Annotated in this window: 20 protein-coding genes and 1 other RNA gene; 13 read left to right on the forward strand and 8 right to left on the reverse strand. The window is 62.0% G+C overall.

What is annotated here, in order from left to right; translation table 11 throughout:
• Positions 1–26 precede the first annotated feature (26 nt).
• From ACQK2M_RS07105 to tkt, 4 genes are all read right to left on the reverse strand, one after another.
• Complete coding sequence (locus tag ACQK2M_RS07105; RefSeq protein WP_425417215.1) at positions 27–1,871, reverse strand: potassium/proton antiporter; 1,845 nt, start codon at positions 1,869–1,871, stop codon at positions 27–29.
• A gap of 326 nt (positions 1,872–2,197) precedes the next feature.
• Positions 2,198–2,368 carry a hypothetical protein gene (locus ACQK2M_RS07110; protein WP_425417216.1) on the reverse strand — a complete coding sequence of 57 codons (171 nt, stop codon included), beginning with the start codon at positions 2,366–2,368 and terminating at the stop codon, positions 2,198–2,200.
• 13 nt (positions 2,369–2,381) lie between these two features.
• Complete coding sequence (gap, locus tag ACQK2M_RS07115; protein WP_425417217.1) at positions 2,382–3,392, reverse strand: type I glyceraldehyde-3-phosphate dehydrogenase; 1,011 nt, start codon at positions 3,390–3,392, stop codon at positions 2,382–2,384.
• Between the two features lie 30 nt (positions 3,393–3,422).
• The gene (gene tkt / locus ACQK2M_RS07120; protein WP_425417218.1) at positions 3,423–5,426 is read right to left on the reverse strand and encodes a transketolase; all 2,004 of its coding nucleotides are present in this window, start codon (positions 5,424–5,426) and stop codon (positions 3,423–3,425) included.
• A 278-nt stretch (positions 5,427–5,704) separates the two neighbouring features.
• Here tkt and ACQK2M_RS07125 point away from each other — a divergent pair, with 278 nt between their 5' ends.
• The 5 genes from ACQK2M_RS07125 (at position 5,705) to ACQK2M_RS07145 (ending at position 8,015) form a co-directional block, all read left to right on the forward strand.
• Complete coding sequence (locus tag ACQK2M_RS07125) at positions 5,705–5,977, forward strand: DUF4164 domain-containing protein (protein WP_223476004.1); 273 nt, start codon at positions 5,705–5,707, stop codon at positions 5,975–5,977.
• Positions 5,978–6,011: 34 nt separating this feature from the next.
• The gene (locus ACQK2M_RS07130; RefSeq protein ID WP_223476003.1) at positions 6,012–6,365 is read left to right on the forward strand and encodes a cell division protein ZapA; all 354 of its coding nucleotides are present in this window, start codon (positions 6,012–6,014) and stop codon (positions 6,363–6,365) included.
• 44 nt (positions 6,366–6,409) lie between these two features.
• A non-coding RNA gene (gene ssrS / locus ACQK2M_RS07135) (6S RNA) lies at positions 6,410–6,566 on the forward strand.
• Between the two features lie 31 nt (positions 6,567–6,597).
• Entirely contained in the window at positions 6,598–7,185 is a 588-nt protein-coding gene (locus ACQK2M_RS07140; RefSeq protein WP_425417219.1) for a 5-formyltetrahydrofolate cyclo-ligase, read from the forward strand.
• An 8-nt stretch (positions 7,186–7,193) separates the two neighbouring features.
• Positions 7,194–8,015: a TIGR00282 family metallophosphoesterase gene (locus ACQK2M_RS07145; protein WP_425417220.1), complete on the forward strand. Its 822-nt coding sequence runs from the start codon at positions 7,194–7,196 to the stop codon at positions 8,013–8,015.
• Between the two features lie 18 nt (positions 8,016–8,033).
• Here ACQK2M_RS07145 and ACQK2M_RS07150 read toward each other — a convergent pair whose 3' ends face one another.
• The 3 genes from ACQK2M_RS07150 to ACQK2M_RS07160 all read right to left on the reverse strand — a co-directional run bounded on the left by ACQK2M_RS07150 (position 8,034) and on the right by ACQK2M_RS07160 (position 11,769).
• Positions 8,034–8,384: a hypothetical protein gene (locus ACQK2M_RS07150; protein WP_425417221.1), complete on the reverse strand. Its 351-nt coding sequence runs from the start codon at positions 8,382–8,384 to the stop codon at positions 8,034–8,036.
• A gap of 22 nt (positions 8,385–8,406) precedes the next feature.
• Positions 8,407–9,261 carry an MBL fold metallo-hydrolase gene (locus ACQK2M_RS07155; RefSeq protein WP_425417222.1) on the reverse strand — a complete coding sequence of 285 codons (855 nt, stop codon included), beginning with the start codon at positions 9,259–9,261 and terminating at the stop codon, positions 8,407–8,409.
• 210 nt (positions 9,262–9,471) lie between these two features.
• Positions 9,472–11,769 carry a TonB-dependent hemoglobin/transferrin/lactoferrin family receptor gene (locus ACQK2M_RS07160; RefSeq protein ID WP_425417223.1) on the reverse strand — a complete coding sequence of 766 codons (2,298 nt, stop codon included), beginning with the start codon at positions 11,767–11,769 and terminating at the stop codon, positions 9,472–9,474.
• A gap of 247 nt (positions 11,770–12,016) precedes the next feature.
• On the opposite strand from ACQK2M_RS07160, the gene ACQK2M_RS07165 reads away from it, so the two are divergent.
• Positions 12,017–12,769, forward strand: a complete 753-nt coding sequence (locus ACQK2M_RS07165) for a YebC/PmpR family DNA-binding transcriptional regulator (protein WP_425417224.1) — start codon at positions 12,017–12,019, stop codon at positions 12,767–12,769.
• 40 nt (positions 12,770–12,809) lie between these two features.
• Here the strand turns inward: ACQK2M_RS07165 and ACQK2M_RS07170 are convergent, their stop codons facing one another.
• Positions 12,810–13,568 carry a TSUP family transporter gene (locus ACQK2M_RS07170; protein WP_223475996.1) on the reverse strand — a complete coding sequence of 253 codons (759 nt, stop codon included), beginning with the start codon at positions 13,566–13,568 and terminating at the stop codon, positions 12,810–12,812.
• Positions 13,569–13,697: 129 nt separating this feature from the next.
• On the opposite strand from ACQK2M_RS07170, the gene ruvC reads away from it, so the two are divergent.
• The 7 genes from ruvC to ACQK2M_RS07205 all read left to right on the forward strand — a co-directional run bounded on the left by ruvC (position 13,698) and on the right by ACQK2M_RS07205 (position 19,111).
• Complete coding sequence (gene ruvC, locus ACQK2M_RS07175; RefSeq protein WP_425417225.1) at positions 13,698–14,210, forward strand: crossover junction endodeoxyribonuclease RuvC; 513 nt, start codon at positions 13,698–13,700, stop codon at positions 14,208–14,210.
• Positions 14,207–14,821, forward strand: coding sequence for a Holliday junction branch migration protein RuvA (ruvA, locus tag ACQK2M_RS07180; protein WP_425417226.1), 615 nt, complete (start codon positions 14,207–14,209; stop codon positions 14,819–14,821). Before ruvC ends, ruvA begins: the two co-directional genes overlap by 4 nt.
• A gap of 42 nt (positions 14,822–14,863) precedes the next feature.
• Positions 14,864–15,904 carry a Holliday junction branch migration DNA helicase RuvB gene (ruvB, locus tag ACQK2M_RS07185; RefSeq protein ID WP_425417227.1) on the forward strand — a complete coding sequence of 347 codons (1,041 nt, stop codon included), beginning with the start codon at positions 14,864–14,866 and terminating at the stop codon, positions 15,902–15,904.
• A gap of 249 nt (positions 15,905–16,153) precedes the next feature.
• Positions 16,154–16,633, forward strand: a complete 480-nt coding sequence (gene ybgC / locus ACQK2M_RS07190; RefSeq protein WP_425417228.1) for a tol-pal system-associated acyl-CoA thioesterase — start codon at positions 16,154–16,156, stop codon at positions 16,631–16,633.
• Between the two features lie 211 nt (positions 16,634–16,844).
• A complete protein-coding gene (gene tolQ, locus ACQK2M_RS07195) occupies positions 16,845–17,573 on the forward strand; it encodes a protein TolQ (RefSeq protein WP_425417229.1) in 729 nt (242 codons plus the stop codon).
• A gap of 23 nt (positions 17,574–17,596) precedes the next feature.
• Positions 17,597–18,049, forward strand: coding sequence for a protein TolR (gene tolR / locus ACQK2M_RS07200; RefSeq protein WP_425417230.1), 453 nt, complete (start codon positions 17,597–17,599; stop codon positions 18,047–18,049).
• 6 nt (positions 18,050–18,055) lie between these two features.
• A complete protein-coding gene (locus tag ACQK2M_RS07205) occupies positions 18,056–19,111 on the forward strand; it encodes a cell envelope integrity protein TolA (RefSeq protein WP_425417231.1) in 1,056 nt (351 codons plus the stop codon).
• Positions 19,112–19,118 lie beyond the last annotated feature (7 nt).

Below are 19,118 nucleotides of genomic sequence, written 5' to 3' on the forward strand. Positions count from 1 at the left end.
GCTGTCACGTTCAAGCGGGCTGAATGTCACTGGTCGCCGGCGCCGCTTTCATCATTATCGGTGTTGTCATCCGAATTGCTCCGCTTGCGCCACCGGGATTTGAACAGGAAGGTCATCAATTCCCGGAAACTCAGGAAAACCGGAATGTTGGGCCTGGTCTTCGGTTCCAGCGAAAGACCCGCGGCCACCACGTTTCCGTTATCGTCGATATCGCGCACGATCAGTTCCACAGGACCAATGACGGTGCGATCCGCATAATCGGCACGACCGCCAAGGCGGGCGCGCAGCAGCGCGTCGATGGTTCCCGCGCCTTCCTGCTCGTCCAGTTTGAAGCCGTAAATGGCGCCCAGTTCGGCGGCGGGACGCGTGGGGTCGATGGCGAAAACCCCGAAGAAGTCGGCATCGTCGCTGTTTACGGGTTTCGGCTGGGCGAACAGCCGGTCGAGCAGTTCGGGATAGCCGGACGGGACGAAGAGATAGACATAGTCGTTGGGGCGTAGCCGGCCCGCATACTGGTAGCGCATGGACTTGCCATCGCGGACTACGAGGGAAGGCCGCGCCCAGCGCGGAATGCGCCCGCCGGTGACGATTGGGCTGTTGTCGACGACACGATACACAAGCAATTCATGCGAGACGGAGCCGGGGAGCTCGAGTTCCAGTTTCTCGACCGCGCCCATGCGCGGCGGCACGACGAGACCGAGGCGTCTTGCAAGAGGATTGATCGTCCAGCCCTGCACGAGAAGCGAGATCATGACGATGATGAAAGCCGTGTTGAAGAACAGCATTCCGTTCCCGATCTGGCCGATGAACGGAAGGATCGCCAACAGGATGGATACCGCGCCGCGCAACCCGACCCAGGATACAAAGGCCGTTTCTTCCGGCTGGAACCGATACGGGGCGAGACAGAGCCAGACCGCGAGCGGGCGGGCGACAAGGATCAGGAAAAGCCCCAATGCGATGGCGGGCAGGGCAATCGCGCCGAATTGCGAAGGTGTGGCGAGGAGGCCCAGAACCAGGAACATGAGGATCTGGGACAGCCAGGTCATGCCGTCCTGGAAGCGCCGTATCGATGCGGCCGCGCGCATTTGCCGATTTCCGGCATAGAGACCGGCGACATAGACGGCAAGGAAGCCGGAGCCGCCAAGCGCACCAGTCAGCGAAAAGATCAGAAGTGCGAGAGCAATGACGAAAATCGGTGTCAGCCCGCGTTCGAGTTTCAGGCGATTGACGAGGGCGACGATAACCAGACCGCCAAGATAACCGATCACGAGACCGAGGGCGAGTTGCAGCAGGAAACCGGCGGCCACTTGCACGCCGAATTCCTCGATAGCCTTGCCGGACGCCACGATCTCTACGAGCGTAATCGTGAGGAAGACGGCCATCGGATCGTTTGACCCGGACTCGATTTCCAGTGTCGAACGCACCTTGTCGCGTATCGATATTCCGCCGACCCGCAACAGGAAGAAAACCGCTGCCGCGTCCGTGGAACTCACGACCGCTCCGAGCAACATGGCTTCCAGCCAGGGAAGGCCGATGAGGAAATGGGCGGCCGCCCCGAAAAACAGGGTTGTCAGCAGGACGCCGAGCGTTGCCAGCGTCAGCGCCGGGGCGGCGGCATTTCGGAAGGATTGAAGCGAGGTGCCGAAACCGGAGTCGAACAGGATGACGGCGAGGGCGAGCGATCCGACGAAATAGGCGACCGGCGCGTTGTCGAAATCGATGCCCAGCCCGTCGACACCGGCGATCAGTCCGATACCGAGGAAGAACAACAGCAGCGGCGTGCCGAAACGAAAGGCGAGAAGGCTGGAAAACGCTGCGGCAAGAACCAGCATGGTGCCGACAAGGATCACAAGGTACATTGTCTCGATCATCGACACGTCTCCTTCATTTCGTGCGACGCGCATGTGTCGTCGACGAGGGAGTGGGCGTTCGAACGCGAACTGACGAGATCGATCGATCCGATGGCGGGGTCCTCGCTACCAGGGTGGGAAGGTTGTCCTCAAAGGATATGTGGCCGTCGACCCGCGAAACAAATCCCAAAAAACCGGGAAACCGCCGGCTGACACCTTCAATCGCCGGATTTCCGGTCAGGGTCGATCGTGCAACTGCGCCGGATGCACCGCAGCTTCCACCAGACGCCGAGCGCGACAAGTGCGATCAGGATGATCGTGGCGAGATTGGGCATGCGCGTTCCCGTCTAGCCGATGTCCCCGTCATCGTCCGGCGGCCGCGCGTACCAGTGCGTGCCCGCGCCGCTTTCGCTTGAGCCGGGCAGGTCGCGGTCGACGGTGCGACGGAAAAGTCTGGACATGAAAAAGCCGGCCGCGCCGATCAGGATCGCGATGAAGATCAGCGGGCCGGCTTGCATCGGGTCGTCAGGCTCAGATCAGCTTGCCCATGGCGACGGCGGTGTCGCCCATGCGGTTGGAGAAGCCCCATTCGTTGTCGTACCACGACAGGACGGACACCAGCGTGCCGTCCATGACCTTCGTCTGATCCATATGGAAGATCGACGAATGCGGGTCGTGGTTGAAGTCGATGGAAACGTTCTTTTCCGTTGTGTAGCCGAGGATGCCCTTGAGCGGGCCTTCGGCGGCGGCCTTGATCGCGGCGTTGATCTCGTCGACGGAGGTTGCGTTCTTTGCGATGAACTTCAGGTCGACGACCGAGACATTCGGTGTGGGCACGCGCATGGCGAAGCCGTCGAGCTTGCCATTGAGCTCCGGCAGCACAAGGCCGACGGCCTTGGCGGCGCCGGTCGAGGTCGGGATCATCGACATCGCGGCGGCGCGGCCGCGGTAGAGATCCTTGTGCATCGTGTCCAGCGTCGGCTGGTCACCGGTATAGGAGTGGATCGTCGTCATCATGCCCTTTTCGATGCCGATGGCGTCGTTGAGGACCTTGGCGACGGGCGCAAGGCAGTTGGTCGTGCAGGACGCGTTGGAGACGACGAGGTCGTCCTTCGTCAGGACGTCGTGGTTGACGCCATAAACGACGGTCTTGTCCGCACCGGCAGCCGGAGCGGAAACCAGCACGCGTTTCGCACCGGCTTCGAGATGCAGCGACGCCTTTTCCTTGGCGGTGAAGATGCCGGTGCACTCCATCACGATGTCGATGTCGAGGTCACCCCAGGGCAGTGCCTTCGGATCGCGTTCGGCGAAGACCTTGAAGCTGTCGCCACCCTCGATGTGGATCGTGTCACCCTTCACCTCGACGGCTTTCGGGAACCTTCCATGCACGGAGTCGTAGCGCATCAGGTGAGCGTTGGTTTCCACCGGGCCGAGGTCGTTGATGGCGACGATATCGATATCCTTGCGGCCGGATTCGTAGATGGCGCGAACGACGTTGCGGCCGATGCGGCCAAATCCGTTGATGGCGACTTTCACAGTCATGCGATTTCCTCCATGAGTGGTAGGGCGACTTTACTGGTGTTGGTGTCCGTCGTGAATGCGGGTTTCGGCCGCATCGACGACTGCTTCGGGTGTAATGCCGAAATGGGCATAAAGCTCCTTGTACGGGCCGGACGCGCCGAAGGAATCCATGCCGATAAACGCACCGTCATGGCCGATGATCCCGTCCCAGCCCTGGCGGATGCCAGCTTCCACGGCAATGCGAACCTTGGCCGATCCGATGATCGCCTCGCGATATTCGGCTGACTGCGCGAGGAACAGGTCCATGCAGGGCACCGATACCACACGGGTCGGATGTCCGTTTGCCTCGAGCGCCGATTTCGCGGCAAGCGCGATCTCGACTTCCGAACCGGATGCAAAGATCGACACGACGGCATCGTCGCTGGCAGGCGCAAGTTCGTAGGCGCCGCGCGCGCTGCGATTGTCAGCCGAATATTCCGTGCGTGCGGCGACGAGGTTCTGTCGGGTCAGGGCCAGCGTCGAGGGTGCTGTATCGCTGGCGAGCGCCAGTTCCCAGCACTCCGCCGTTTCCATCGCGTCCGCCGGACGGTAGACCATGTGATTGGGAATGGCGCGAAGGGCCGCCAGATGTTCGACCGGCTGGTGGGTCGGCCCGTCTTCGCCGAGACCGATCGAGTCATGCGTCATGACGAAGATCGAACGAATTCCCATCAGCGATGCGAGGCGCATCGCGGGTCGGGCATAGTCCGAGAACACCAGGAAGGTGCCGCTATAGGGGATCAGTCCGCCATGCAGCGCGATTCCGTTCATCGCGGCGGCCATGCCGTGCTCGCGGATACCGTAGTGGATGTAGCGGCCGGAGAAATCATCCGGCGTCACGTTCGCGGTCTGGCTGGTCTTGGTGTTGTTGGATCCGGTCAGGTCGGCCGATCCGCCCAGCGTTTCGGGCACGGCCGCGTTGATGACTTCCAGCGTGTTTTCCGAGGATTTGCGCGTGGCGAGCGTCGGCCGATCGGCGGCGAGCTTCTTCTTGTAGGCTTCCATCGCTGTCTCGAGACCGGCGGGAAGGTCGCCGCGCATCCGGCGTTCGAACTCGCCGCGCAGCGTCGCGTCGGCATCGGCGAGGCGATCCTGCCAGGCGATGCGCTGTTTGCCGGCGGTCAGGCCGACGACACGCCAGTCGTCGAGGATCTCGGAAGGAACATCGAAGGGTTCGGCGGTCCAGCCAAGCGCTTCGCGCGCGCCGGCGATTTCCTCGGCGCCGAGCGGCGAGCCATGCGCCTTGGAGGTGCCGGCCTTGTTCGGCGCGCCGAAACCGATCGTGGTGCGGCAGGCGATCAGCGTCGGTGCATCGGAAGACCGCGCGCGCTCGATCGCCGAAGCAATGGCGTCAGGGTCATGACCGTCGATGGAGATGGTTTCCCAGCCCGATGCCTCGAAACGCGCCTGCTGGTCGGTGGAATCGGAAAGCGACACCTTGCCGTCGATGGAAATGCCGTTGTCGTCCCAGAAGACGATCAGCTTGGAAAGCTTGAGGTGGCCTGCAAGCGTCAGCGCTTCCTGGCTGATGCCTTCCATGAGGCAGCCGTCACCGGCGAGCACATAGGTGTAGTGATCGACAAGTTCTTCGCCGAATTCGGCGGCCAGCTTGCGTTCGGCGAGCGCCATGCCGACGCCGTTCGCGAGGCCCTGGCCAAGCGGACCGGTCGTCGTCTCGATGCCCGCAGCATGACCGTATTCCGGGTGTCCGGCGGTTTTCGAGCCGAGCTGGCGGAAATTCCTGATCTCGTCGATCGTGATGTCCTCATAGCCGAGGAGATAGAGCAGCGAGTAGAGCAGCATCGATCCGTGCCCGGCAGACAGCACGAAGCGGTCGCGGTCCGGCCATTGCGGGTTCATCGGATCAAATTTCATGAATTTCGAAAACAGAACCGTCGCGATGTCGGCCGCTCCCATGGGGAGGCCCGGGTGTCCGGAGTTCGCGGCTTCCACGGCGTCCATGGAAAGAAAGCGGATCGCATTCGCCATCCGGTCGTGTTTTTCACGTGAGGTCATGGGTTTTCCTGTTGGCGTCGGCCGGTAAAAGCTTGTCACACCGGCTTCCCTGAACGAAATCGCGCGACACATAGCAGTTCGCCGGAACGAGTCAACAAACCGGGGCCCTTGCCCCCGGGCCGCGTGATCGCGGTTCGTTCTGTCCTGTGGGTTAGCGCTGACGGCATTTGAAAAGGCGTCGCGAAGCGGCTACCTTTATGCACTGCCTTATGGCTTCGACCTAAGGCCCTCAAATGCAAAGGCGTTCGCCTTGGCGGGGAGATTGAGAGTAATCCGGCATGGCATCTGAACAGACGCTCTCGGAAGTTTTAAACCGGCTCGACAAGGCGGTCTTGTCGCTGGAAGACGCGGTGGACCGCCAGGTCGAAGTCCGCGAAAATTACCGCGATGCGGAGGAGGAAGTGCAGCGCATGAACTCCGATCGCGGTCGGCTCGCGGGTGAACTGGACGTATCGGAAGCGCGCGCCGAGCGTCTGGAAGACGTCAACAAGGAGGTCTCGCGTCGGCTCGTCACGGCGATGGAGACCATTCGCGCGGTCCTTGATCGGTAATCGCACCGGCACTGCACAGAAAGTTCCCAGTTCCATGTCCCAAGTCACAGTCAGCATCGACGGCAAGGCCTACCGGATGGCATGCGATCCCGGACAGGAGGAGCATCTCCAGGATCTCGCCGGGCGCTTCGACCAGTATGTCGGCCACCTCAAGAAATCCTTCGGCGAAATCGGAGACCAGCGTCTTACCGTGATGGCGAGCATCATGGTGATGGACGAACTCGTCGAACTCCAGAAACGCGTGACCGGGCTCGAGGCGGAGATGGAATCGCTGCGGCGTACCCGCGACGAGGCGCTTCAGCGCGCCGACAGCGTTGACGACATCCTCAAGGAGCGCCTGTTGTCGGTGGCCGGCAAGATCGAGTCGGTGGCAACGAAATTGGCCTGACGGGTACTGGTGTTCGTCGAGGCTTAGACCTATATCGAAATTTCGGCCGACTGCGCTTCTCGGCAGGAAACAATTTCCCCGGGGCCTTACGCATCTCTAGGGAGCTGTCCCTGACCGAGCTCGTGGGCTCGGATATACGGCGCCCACCTACAAAAGTAGGTTCCCGGGATGCCGCTTTCCACCGGTTGTTGTGGTCGGACCGAATACTCATCCAACGGCGAATGGCGGGGCCGTGGCGCTTTCTCCCTCAGAGCTGAAGAAATCGATCCGTCGCGAGTGTCTCGCGCGGCGCGATGCGCTGCCGATCGATGCCAGGATCGAAATGAGTCTCGCCATGGCCGAGCATGGCGCGGGCATCGTGTTCGAACCCGGTTCGGTCGTTTCCGGCTTCTGGCCGATCCGCTCGGAAGCCGACATCAGGCCGCTGTTGTTCGCGATGCGCGAAAGAGGTGCGCGGCTCTGCCTGCCTGTCGTTCTGGATCGGGAGACAATCGTGTTCCGCGACCTGGTGCGTGGCGCGCAAATGGTCGATACGGGCTTCGGGACCGCGGGACCGGGCGAAGATGCGGAGATTCTCGATCCCGCGCTCATGCTGGTTCCCCTGTCGGCGTTCGACGGCAATGGCAATCGGATCGGCTATGGCGCGGGGCATTATGACCGGGCGATCGCGCGTCTGCGGTCCATGGGACGGACGCCCGAACTGGTCGGCGTGGCCTTCTCTTGCCAGGAGGTCGAGGCGGTTCCGGCCGAACCGCACGACGTACCGCTCGGCGCGATCCTCACGGAAACGGGCTTGCGCCGTTTCGACAGGCACGGATAGGTATCCGCATGAGACTTCTATTTCTTGGCGACATGGTCGGCCGTTCCGGCCGCAACGCGGTTTATGAGCGGCTTCCCGGTCTGATCTCCGATCACAAGCTGGATTTCGTCATCGTCAATGGCGAGAACGCCGCCGGCGGTTTTGGTATCACCGAAGCGATCCTCACCGACACACTGGACGCCGGTGCCGACGTCGTGACTACGGGCAATCATGCATGGGATCAGCGCGAGGCGCTGGTCTTCGCGGACAGGCACGCACAGTTTCTCCGACCGGCGAACTTTCCGAAGGGCACGCCCGGCAAGGGTATGGGCGTCTACGAGGCGAGGAACGGCGCGCGGGTGATGGTGTCAAACGTCATGGGCCGCGTGTTCATGGCGCCCGATCTCGACGATCCATTCGCCTGCGCCGAGGAGCAGCTTGCTGGCGGGGGGCTCGGCTCGGAGTTCGATGCTGTCGTGTTCGATTTCCACGCCGAGGCGACGTCGGAAAAGATATGTTTCGGCCATTTCGTCGATGGACGGGCGAGCCTCGTTGTCGGGACGCATACGCACACGCCGACCGCCGATCACCAGATCCTGTCAGGAGGCACGGCCTATCTTTCGGATGCGGGCATGTGCGGCGACTATGATTCCTCGCTCGGCATGGACAAGGAAGAACCGCTCAACCGGTTCTTGTCGAAAATCCCCAAGGGCCGTTTCGAGGCAGCGAGCGGTCCGGCGACGATATGCGGCGTCGCCGTGGAGATATCAGACCGTACGGGGCTTGCCGAAAAGGTCGCCCCGCTTCGTATCGGGCCGCGGCTGTCCGAGGCGTTCCCCGACTGGTGGTAGGCGTCGGAAACCGGCCGCTCAGCGGCGGTTGAACGGGAAGTCGTCGTCGAACGGGAAGAGCGGCTTGACCCTCTCGCAATTGTAGACGATGCAGCGCGGATTGTCCTTTGCCGGCACGGTATGCGCGACATGGCGCTCTCCGATCGGACACTGCCGGTTCGGGCTCTCGTAGCGATCGTAGAGGAAGTAGTTTGCGACGCGCGTCGACGGGTAGCGCACGACGGCCGAACCGTCGCGGATGATTGTCCGCTGGACAGTAGCGCAGGTGTTGAGATCGGCGCGGATCCGGGTCACGGCCCCGGCCTGGGCGGTCAGCGCCAGCGACAGGCCGAAGGCGAGCGCGAGGCGGATGCGATGTTTCGTGTTCATGGCTGTTCCTCGAAGGATGAGGCTATCCCCTGAAGGACAAATTGGACGGAACCATGATGGTCGGGCGTTTCGGAAGGTCGCGGATGGTGACGGTGATCGAATTGCCATCCAAATACTCTATCGCGAATTCCTGGCTCATCTGCTGCAGGTAGTTCTGCAGATAGGTGCCGCGCAGATGCATCGGCAGGACGATGGAGGAGCGCAGGCGGTTGGTGATTTCCGCCATGCCCGAATGTGACAGGGTCAGACCGCCGTCCACGGGCACCATCACGATGTCGAGCCGTCCGATTTCCGCGTAGTGGGCCTCGGTGAGCTGGTGATGCAGATGTCCGAGATGTCCGATGCACAGGCCGGCCGTCTCGAAGATGAAGATCGAATTGGCGTCGGGCACCATGCCGCCCTCCCATGAGCGGATGTCGGTCGTCACGTTGCGCACATAAACGTCGTCGACCACGACGTGATGTTCTGCCGGCTCCGGCCCCGCCGGGTTCCAGCCGGGCAGCACATATTCGATCCCTGGATCGGGATTGAGCGTGTAGTGCGAGGAATGCGCCCGGTTCATGGTGACGATGCGGGGCAGCGGGTCCGCTCCGTAGAAACCGGAAAAGTCGGTCGCGACCGTCACGCCGGTCGGCGTCTCGATGCGGTAGGTGGAATGCCCCTCGAACGAGATCGTCACCGCTTCGCTCATCGCCAGCGGATTTTCAGAAGCCTCGGCCGAGGCGAAAATGACTTTCGGGACACCCGGCGGGATCGCGCGGGCAATGGCGAGGCACTGGCTTACGGGTTGTCCGTCTCCAGACCCTTGGGCGAGGGCCGGAGGCAGCATGGCTGCGAGACAGGCGGCGGCTGCGATCAGCATGGTCAGGTGGCGCATGGCGAACTCCCTCGACTACATGGAGGAGTTTAGGCGTCGCCTCGCGAATATCCAGTCACAACCGCTTTAACACCGATTCGCTTCGCTTCCCGCATTCGCACCGTTGCGTTCAAGCATCAGGGTTTCTTGGGGTTACAGTGCCTCGGGACCTGGCGCGTCTTGCCGCGCCAGGTCCCGGATTCGTACCAGGACGTGCATCGCCGAAACGGACTAGAAAGTGACCTTGTAGCCCGCCTGGAATGTGCGACCCGGTCCGGTCTGGAGTTCGATCGGATCGGTGAGCGCGGCACCGGCCGGATCGGCCACGGTATCGTAGCGCGACGCGGCATCCTGGAAGTAACGCTGGCTGAAGACGTTCTGGACACCGAAGCGAAGTTCCGAATTTTCAGTCGGCTTCCATTTCGCATATAGGTCGAGCAGACCGTAACCGTCGGGTTTGAATGCGTCCTCGCTCGAGGTGCGGGTCACTGGGGCGACGAGCGTCGTCACGGCATCGAGTGTCAGGTCGTATTCCGGCATCGTGTAGCTGAGCCCGATCACGCCCTTGAGCGGGGGCGCGGTGTAAGGCCTCCAGGCATCGCCGGGTTCGTCCTGCTGCTTGCCTTCCTGCCATGTCAGCGAGAGATCGGCGCGCAGGTTGTCCGCAGCGTCCCATGCGGCGGCGGCCTCGACGCCATACATCTGCACCGAGGACAGATTGTGGTAGGTGATGTCGAAGAAGGTTCCCGGAACGAAGTAGAAGCTCTGGATGAAATCCGTGTACTCCGCATAGAAGGCGGTGACGGAGAAATACCCCCTGTCGAATTCGCCGCGCATGCCGATTTCGTAATTGTCGACAGATTCAGGGCGAAGATCGGGCGCCGGTATCAGGTCGAAGTTCGGACCGGGCAAGGAGGTGTAGAGCTGCTGGGCGGTGGGCATCTTGAAGCCCTGGTTGAAGGCGGCATAGACCGAGTATTCCTCGGTCAGATGATAATTTGCTCCGATCGCGAAGAGTGTCGTCCCCCTTTCGACCGGAACGGGTTCGGAACCCGGTACTTCCTGATAATCGGCGTCCGGGCGCGGATCGAGATTGTAGTAGGCGTAGCGCAGACCTGGCGTGATTTCGAGGCGTTCGTCGAACAGTGCGATCTGGTCCTGAATGAAGAAGTCAGCTCGAACTGTCGTAGCGTTGGCGAAGTTGAAGCCGCCGCCGCGCTCTTCGGTCTCGGTGTCCGTGTCCAGATTGTAGGCGGTGTCGATGCGCTGATAGTCGGTCAGCGTTCTGTCGCCATCGAAGCCCCAGGTCACGGTGTGTCCGATGCCGCCCGTGTCGAACCGGGAGGTCAACTGGATGTCGAGTTCGAAGAAATCCTCGTCATATGACAGGTAGTCTTCCGCGATCACGTCCTCGCCACCGGCGGTTTCCATGAATTCCGTGCCGGTGCGCTCATAACCGTTCGGGGTGTAGGCGAGCGACCATCTGACGTCGTCGACCAGTGGCGCGCCGACATGCCATTCGTGTTCGATTGCGAAGTGTGCGCGATAGAGATCGAGATCGCGATCGTAGTCGAACGTGGTCTCGCCGGTGGGGACCAGATCGTTGTCGTAGCGGGGCCCGAGAACCTGATCGAACTGAACATCGGTCCTGCGGCGCATATATTCCGCTGTGAGTTCGAACCGATGGTCGCCATTCGGCGTGTAGACCGCCTTGGCGAGGCCGCGATAGTTCTTCTTGTCGGTCGGATCCAGTTCGTTACACGGCGTCGCGCCGAGGCTGACATTTCGCGGGCACCCGTAGATACCGCCATCCGCGCGGGCATTCGAAAGGGTCGCCTCGTTCGAGGCGGTGTAGGACACACCGCCAAGGATGCTCAGATCCGGGCCGAGTTCCTGCGCATAGGTGAGCGCGGTGTTGAACTCGTTGTCGAAGCTGTCATAGCCGAACTCGATCGAACCACCCTTCGTCTTCCCGTCCATGAGGACGTCTTCCGGGTCGATGGTTTCCAGCGCCACGATGCCGCCGAGCGCGTCGGCACCCCACAAGACCGATCCCGGACCGCGCACGATATCGGCCTGCCTGGTGAAGTTGAAGTCGAGATAGTCCCGCGTGCCGTCCATAATCCCTTCGGGAACGCGCGAGCCGTCAACGAGCATCTGGACACGGTTACCGCCGACGCCTCGAATCCGGAACCCGCCGAAGGTGTTGAAAGGATCCGTTCCGGATGTCTGGCGGTTGACCGTTACGCCCGGTTCGTAGCGGACGAGTTCCTGCATGTCGGTGATGAAGCGGTCGTCGATGACTTCACCGTCGATCACGGTGATGTTGGCGGGCACGTCGAGCGGCTTGGTTGCCTGTCTGTTTCCGAAGATCGTGATCTTGTCGAGGATGACGACATCGCCGTTTTGCGTTGCGGTCTCGGCGACCGCTTGATCGTCGGTATCCGTCTCTTCCTGCGCCAATGCGCCGTGAAGACCGATAAGGAAAGTCGTGCTCGCCAGAACGGCGCGCAGGCACATGCGTGACATGTGTAGCCCCCGTGAAATATGTTTCGCTTTTTTCTGAGGTCTGGCTGACGCGAGCCGCTAGGGGGCGCGAACTGGCTGGATAACGGCTTTCCTAAATATCATGATAAAAATTGTCAACTTTTACCGCCATTTTGCCACGGTGAGATTATCCGGCTGGTGACATTGGGATTTCATCCCGCTGGACGATGCGCCCGAACTTTCATATAAGCCGCGCAATTTCCAAAGCTTTGAGACCACAGGGGAGACCATGGCCGGTCATTCGAAATTCAAGAACATCATGCATCGCAAGGGGCGTGCCGACGCTGCCCGTTCGAAACTGTTTTCGCGTCTCTCTAAGGAAATCACCGTTGCGGTGAAGATGGGTGGCGGAACGACCGATCCGGACATGAACCCGCGGCTTCGACTTGCTGTCCAGAACGCCAAGGGCCAGTCGATGCCGAAGGACAACATCCAGCGCGCCATCAACAAGGGCTCGGGCGGCGACGGCGAGGACTACAAGGAGATGCGCTATGAGGGCTACGGTCCGGGCGGCGTCGCGGTCATCGTCGAGGCCCTGACCGACAATCTCAACCGCTCCGCGTCCAATATCCGCGCCTGTTTCTCGAAGAATGGCGGTTCGCTGGGTGAAACCGGTTCGGTCTCCTTCATGTTCGACCGGGTCGGCGAAATTGTCTACAAGCCAGATGCCGGCGATGCGGACGCGATCATGGAAGCGGCCATCGAAGCCGGCGCCGAAGATGTCGAAACCGACGAGGACGGCCACACGATTACCTGCGCCTTCGAGGATATCGGCTCGGTGTCTTCGGCACTGGAAGAAGCGCTCGGCGAGGCTGAATCCGTCAATGTCATCTGGAAGCCGCAGAACCGCACACCCATCGACGAGGACAAGGCTTCGACCTTGATGAAGCTGCTCGACGCACTCGACGAGGATGATGACGTGCAGAATGTCTATTCCAACGAGGATATCGCCGAAGACGTGATGGAAAAGCTCTCCGCCTAATCGTCCGGCCGCTCGTGAGCGGTCACCGGGTGTATTCGGGTCAGGGGCGCAGACCGTCGAGGGCGGGCAGCGTCAGGATGGCGGCGGCGGCGACGATCGTCAGCGCGATGCGCTTGTAGGTCGCCTCGCTGGAAAAGCCGAACAGGCGCGCACCGATCATCAGGCCGGCGAGATAGACCGGGGCGTAAAGTGCGCCCTGGGTGACGGCCTGCCTCGTCACGAGATCGGCGAGGAACAGGCCGGTCGCCGAAATGACCGACGTGATCGCGAAAAAGATGATCAGGTTGGCACGTACGAAGCCGGCGCCGGTTCTCAGCGCCATCCAGTAGAGAATGACCGGCGGGCCGGCGATCGCCGCCGCGCTGCCGAGAAAGCCCGAAATGCCGCCGACGGCGAGCCGGACCGGCACGTTTCGCGGGCCGTGATAGTACCAGCCAGACCAGAGAAGCGCGACGGCGACGAAGATCACTGCCGACATGAACCAGCGCAGCGTGTCCGTATCGCCGGTTTTCAGGAACCAGATGCCAAGCGGCATGAGCAGCGCGTAGCCGACGGCGACGGGCGCCAGCTCGCGCAGTTTCACCTTCTTCACGGCGCCGACGATCAGCGGGATCATCGGCAGCGAGTCGATGACCAGCAGGATGACGATGGCGACTTTCGGACCGAAGGTCATCGCGCCGACAGGGCCGACGATCATGCCTGTGCCGAAGCCGGAAAATCCGCGCACGATACCCGCGACAGCGACAGCGGCCATCAGCACGAAGAAGCTCGCGTCGAGCGGTATGCCCAGAACGGTCACGGAGAATTTCCCGGAGAGAAGAGACGCGAGACCTCTCGCATGCCGGAAGACCAAGGGCAAGATGTGTGTTTTGTTTTCTTTTTGTTCACATAAGCCGTGGCACAGGCTAACGTGACCGCGGAGATGGATATGGGACAGGCGATTCGCATAATCGGGATCGATCCGGGCTTGCGCCGGACAGGTTGGGGCATCGTCGAGAGCCTCGGCAACAGCTTGCGTTTCGTTGCTTCGGGCACGATCCGTTCCAACGACAAGGCGGATCTGGCGTCCAGGCTTTGCCAGTTGCATGATGGGCTTGCCGATATCCTGCACGCGCATGCGCCGGAAGAGGCGGCGGTCGAGCAGACCTTCGTCAACAAGGATGCTGCCGCTACACTGAAACTCGGACAGGCGCGTGGAATCGCCATGCTGGTGCCGGCACGCGCCGGCCTTGTGGTGGCGGAATATGCGCCGAATGCCGTCAAGAAGGCGGTGATCGGAGTAGGCCATGGCGACAAGAAGCAGATCAGCATGATGGTCAAGGTTCTGATGCCGAAGGCGACGTTCGACACGGATGACGCGGCGGACGCGCTCGCCATCGCCATCTGCCATTCGCATCACCGCATGAGCGCGGTTCATCAGGCGAGGCTCGCGACCGCATGATCGGGAAACTCAAGGGCACTGTCGACGAGGTCGGCGAGGATCACGCGATCATCGACGTGCACGGTGTGGGCTACGTCGCCTTTTGCCCGATGCGCACGCTCTCGGGACTGCGCGAGGGCGAGGCGGCGGTGCTTCATATCGAGACCTATGTTCGCGAGGACATGATTAGGCTCTATGGCTTCGCGACGCATCTGGAACGCGAGTGGTTCCGGCTCCTGCAAAGCGTGCAGGGCGTTGGCGCGAAGGTGGCACTCGCCGTTCTCTCGACGCTGTCTCCCTCCGATCTCGCCAATGCGATCGCATTGCAGGACAAGGCGATGGTGGCGCGCGCGCCCGGGATCGGGCCGAAGGTGGCGCAGCGCATCGTCTCGGAACTCAAGAACAAGGCACCGGCATTCGCCGGGGACGCCTCCGGCACGATCGGGCTGAAACAGGAGCTGGGCGAGGGGGTTGCGAGCGGGCCGGTCTCCGACGCCGTTTCGGCTCTCTCCAATCTCGGTTACAGCCGCGACCAGGCCGCGAATGCCGTCGCCGTGGCGATGAAAGAAGCGGGAGACGGTGCCGACAGCGCGAAGCTGATCAGGCTCGGTCTCAAGGAGTTGTCGAAGTGATCCCGTCTTGCCTCGACCGGTTGCGGGTGCGATTGACACCTCATGAATGACCAATCCCGCCTCATATCGCCGGAAAAGCGCGGCGAGGACGTCGATGTTGCGCTTCGACCGCAGACGCTGGACGATTTCACCGGCCAGAAGGCGGCGCGCGCCAATCTGAAAGTTTTCATCGAGGCCGCACGCGGGCGCGGCGAAGCGCTTGACCATGTGCTGTTCGTCGGTCCGCCCGGTCTTGGCAAGACCACGTTGGCGCAGATCATGGCGAAGGAACTCGGCGTCAATTTCCGCGCCACTTCCGGGCCTGTCATCGCCAAGGCGGGAGACCTCGCGGCGCTGCTCACAAATCTGGAGGAGCGCGATGTTCTGTTTATCGACGAGATTCACCGTCTCAACCCGGCCGTCGAGGAGATCCTCTATCCGGCGATGGAGGATTTCCAGCTCGACCTGATCATCGGCGAGGGGCCGGCTGCGCGATCGGTCAAGATCGATCTCGCGAAATTCACGCTGGTCGCGGCGACCACGCGGCTGGGACTGCTGACGACGCCGTTGCGCGACAGGTTCGGCATTCCGGTGCGGCTCGATTTCTACACAACCGATGAACTGGAGACGATCGTGCGGCGCGGCGCCCGGATCATGGGTCTTGCCGTGAGCGACGACGGTGCGCGGGAGGTCGCAAAACGCGCCCGCGGCACGCCACGCATCGCGGGGCGGCTTTTGCGCCGGGTGCGCGATTTTGCCGATGTGGCGAAGGCCAGCGAGGTCACACGCGAGATCGCCGACGAGGCGTTGACCCGGCTCGATGTCGACGCGATCGGGCTCGACATGCTTGACCGGCGCTACTTGACGATGATCGCCAGGAACTTCGGCGGTGGCCCGGTCGGTATCGAAACGATTTCCGCGGCGTTGTCGGAGCCCCGCGACGCGATCGAAGACATCATCGAGCCGTTCCTGATCCAGCAGGGCTTCATTCAGCGCACGCCGCGCGGCCGTCTTCTGACCGCGAATGCTTGGAAGCATCTCGGCATGGACGCGCCGAAGGACCTCGCCGCCATGCAGTCGAACCTGTTTGGCGAGGAAGACTGAGGCTTGAAGAAGATCGGATTGATCGGCGGGCTGAGCTAGGTTTCGACCGCGAAAGGATCGCAGGGTAGATCCTCGGCTGTACGGAAATCCCGATGCTGATCGGCGCTGAAGACCTCGCGACGCCCGTCTTTTCGACCACTGAAATCCATTGCCGCGCGGAGATCGACATGGCGCTTGCGGCCTGAAGCCGGGGTTGCGCCTTCGACGGAAATCGTCGAGAGACCGGGCGCGACGGGACAAGTGCAGATTATGAAAGACGAGATGACGGCATTGTCGGGCCGGCTCACCGAGGCGGGTCATGAATTGCAGGCCCGGGTCTATTACGCCGACACGGATTTCTCCGGCGCGGTCTATCACGCGCGCTACCTTGAATTCCTGGAACGCGGACGCTCCGACTTCCTTCGCCTTCTCGGCGTGCATCACACTGAGTTGCAGGCCGGTCAGACAGGGGAGACTATCTTCTGGGTGGTTCGGCGCATGGAGATCGATTTCCGCGCGGCCGCGCGCATCGACGATATCCTGACCGTTTCCACCACGGTGGCCGAATTGGGCAAGGCGCGCATCCGGATGGCGCAGGAAATCCGTCGCGACGGCGCGCTGCTGATCGCCGCGAAGGTCGAAGCGGCGCTGATCAATGCCGAAGGAAAGCCGCGACGTTTTCCGCGGGAATGGGTCGCGCTGTTCTCGCCCGGGGACGCAAATGCCGCCGATTCCGGCGAAATGTCATGAAATGAACGCAATTGGCCCGGTTTCACTAACGAGCCGTTAACGATAACGATTCATGAATGGGCAGGTTCGAAAACGGCCTCCGCGACGCCTTTGTTTAACCCAAATTGTCGTCGAGAGCCTGAGCGGCCTACCAGGATGCGGATACGCCGTGTCCGGCACGCGGGCCGGCCGCAGACTTCAACCTCAATTCCGGAACTCGGGGTAACAGGATATGGAACAAATCGGGATGGCCGCGCCGGGAGCCGAATTGTCGCTCTGGGCGCTCTTCATGCAGGCGGGCTTCGTCGTCAAGCTGGTCATGATAGGGCTTCTCGCAGCCTCCGTCTGGTCGTGGGCGGTCATGATCGACAAGACGCTGGCTTATGGCCGCATGCGCAGGGCGTTCAACAGGTTCGAGGATACGTTCTGGTCCGGCCAGTCCCTGGAGGAACTGTATCGCGCGCTGGCTGAGAAGAAGGCAAGCGGCATGGGCGCGCTCTTCGTGGCGGCGATGCGGGAATGGAAGAAGAGCTTCGAGCGGGGGGCGAAGTCCCCGATCAGCCTGCAGACCCGGATCGATCGCGCGATGGATGTCGCCCTGGCGCGAGAAATGGAAGCCATTGAAGGCCGTCTCGGCTTTCTTGCCTCCGTAGGTTCGGCCGCGCCGTTCATCGGCCTGTTCGGCACGGTCGTGGGTATCATGACCTCCTTCCAGGCGATCGCCGGCTCTGAATCGACCAATCTCGCGGTCGTGGCGCCGGGCATCGCGGAAGCGCTTCTGGCCACTGCTCTCGGTCTCGTCGCGGCCATTCCCGCCGTCATCGGCTACAACAAGCTGATCGCCGATGCGGGCAAGCTTGGCGCGCGCATGGAAGGTTTCGCGGACGAATTTTCCGCCATCCTGTCGCGCCAGATCGATGAACGCATGAATACGGGCGGCCGCGCACAAGCGGCGCAGTAGGACAACGGAACACAGGTGATCCGATGGCCATTTCAATGAATACCGGCGGTGCGCGCGGCGGACGACGCGCGCGCAGGACACGCAGCAAGGCGCTGATGTCCGAGATCAACGTCACGCCCTTCGTGGACGTGATGCTGGTGCTGCTCATCATCTTCATGGTCGCCGCCCCGCTGCTGACGGTGGGCGTGCCCATTGATCTGCCGGAATCGCGCGCCTCGGCGCTCAATTCCGACACGCAGCCGATCACCATCTCGATCCGCGACAATGGCGAGATTTATATCCAGGAAACGGCGATTCCGATCGACGAAGTGGTTCCGAAGCTCGAGGCGATCGCCCAGACCGGCTATGACGAGCGCATCTATATCCGTGGCGACCAGAATGCGGATTACGGCACGATCATGCAGGTGATGGGTCGTATCAACGAAGCCGGATTCAAGAATCTCGGCCTCGTCACCCTGCAGGAACAGGACAATTAGTCCATCATGAGGGTCGGCCTCGTCACGTCCGGAGTATTGCACGTAGTGGTCCTCACATGGGGGATGCTGTCGCTGAGCGCGCCGGAATCCTTCGAGGTGGACGACGTGGAATCCCTGCCGGTCGAACTTGTGTCGCTGGCGGAGATCACTCAGGTGCAAAAGGGCGCGGAGGACGCGCGCAAGGACGGGCCGGCCGCGCCTTTGCCGACCGAGAAGCCGCCGGTTGACGAAGACGCGGTCAATCTCGGCGATCAGGAGCGCGACCAGGCCGCGCCTGAAACCGAAGAGCAAAAGCCCGTCGAAGTCGAGCAGGCCGTGTTGCCGAAACCCTCGGAAGCGCCGACGCCCGACCCCGCGCCACGCCCCGAACCGGTCGAGGAGGTCGCGCCCGAGCCGGAGCCCGACACAACAACCGAGGTTGCCGCTTTGCCGGAACCGCGCCAGACGGTGGAGCCCGATCCGGTTCCGGATGTGGCGCAGGAAGCCGAGCCCCTTCCGGCGGAGCCGCAGACCCGCGTGCCCGACCAGGTGCCGGTCCCGGCGATACGTCCGGAACGGCCGCAGGCGCAAACGGCGAAGACCGACGAGCGGCGCGAAAGCGAACCGCAAAGGCAGGCCCAGTCGACGCCTCCCGCCCCCGACAACAAGTCCGAGGAGGACGAGGTCGCGGCGCTGCTGAACCAGGAAAAGGCTTCAGGCGGCGGCGCGCAGCGAACCAACCAGCAGGCGTCGCTCGGCGGTCAGCGCAATACGGGCGGATCCGAGCTGACGCAAAGCGAAATGGATGCGTTGCGCAACCAGATCCAGGCGTGCTGGTCAGTGCCGCCCAATATGCATGGTCAAACCGGGATGGAAGTATCAATACAGTTCCGGCTTACAAGGTCGGGAAATGTTGAGGGAAACCCGCGTGTGACCAAAGCATCCGGCAATCGGCAACTCGACGAGAGTGCGCGTAGGGCAATTTTGATATGCGGAAACAGGGGATATCAATTGCCAGCTGAGAAATACGACGCCTGGCAGGACGTGGTAGTAAATTTCGACCCGAGCGAGATGTTCAGATAACCCAAAC

This window comes from Oricola indica (assembly GCF_965227485.1).
Classification (GTDB): Bacteria; Pseudomonadota; Alphaproteobacteria; order Rhizobiales; family Rhizobiaceae; genus Oricola; species Oricola indica.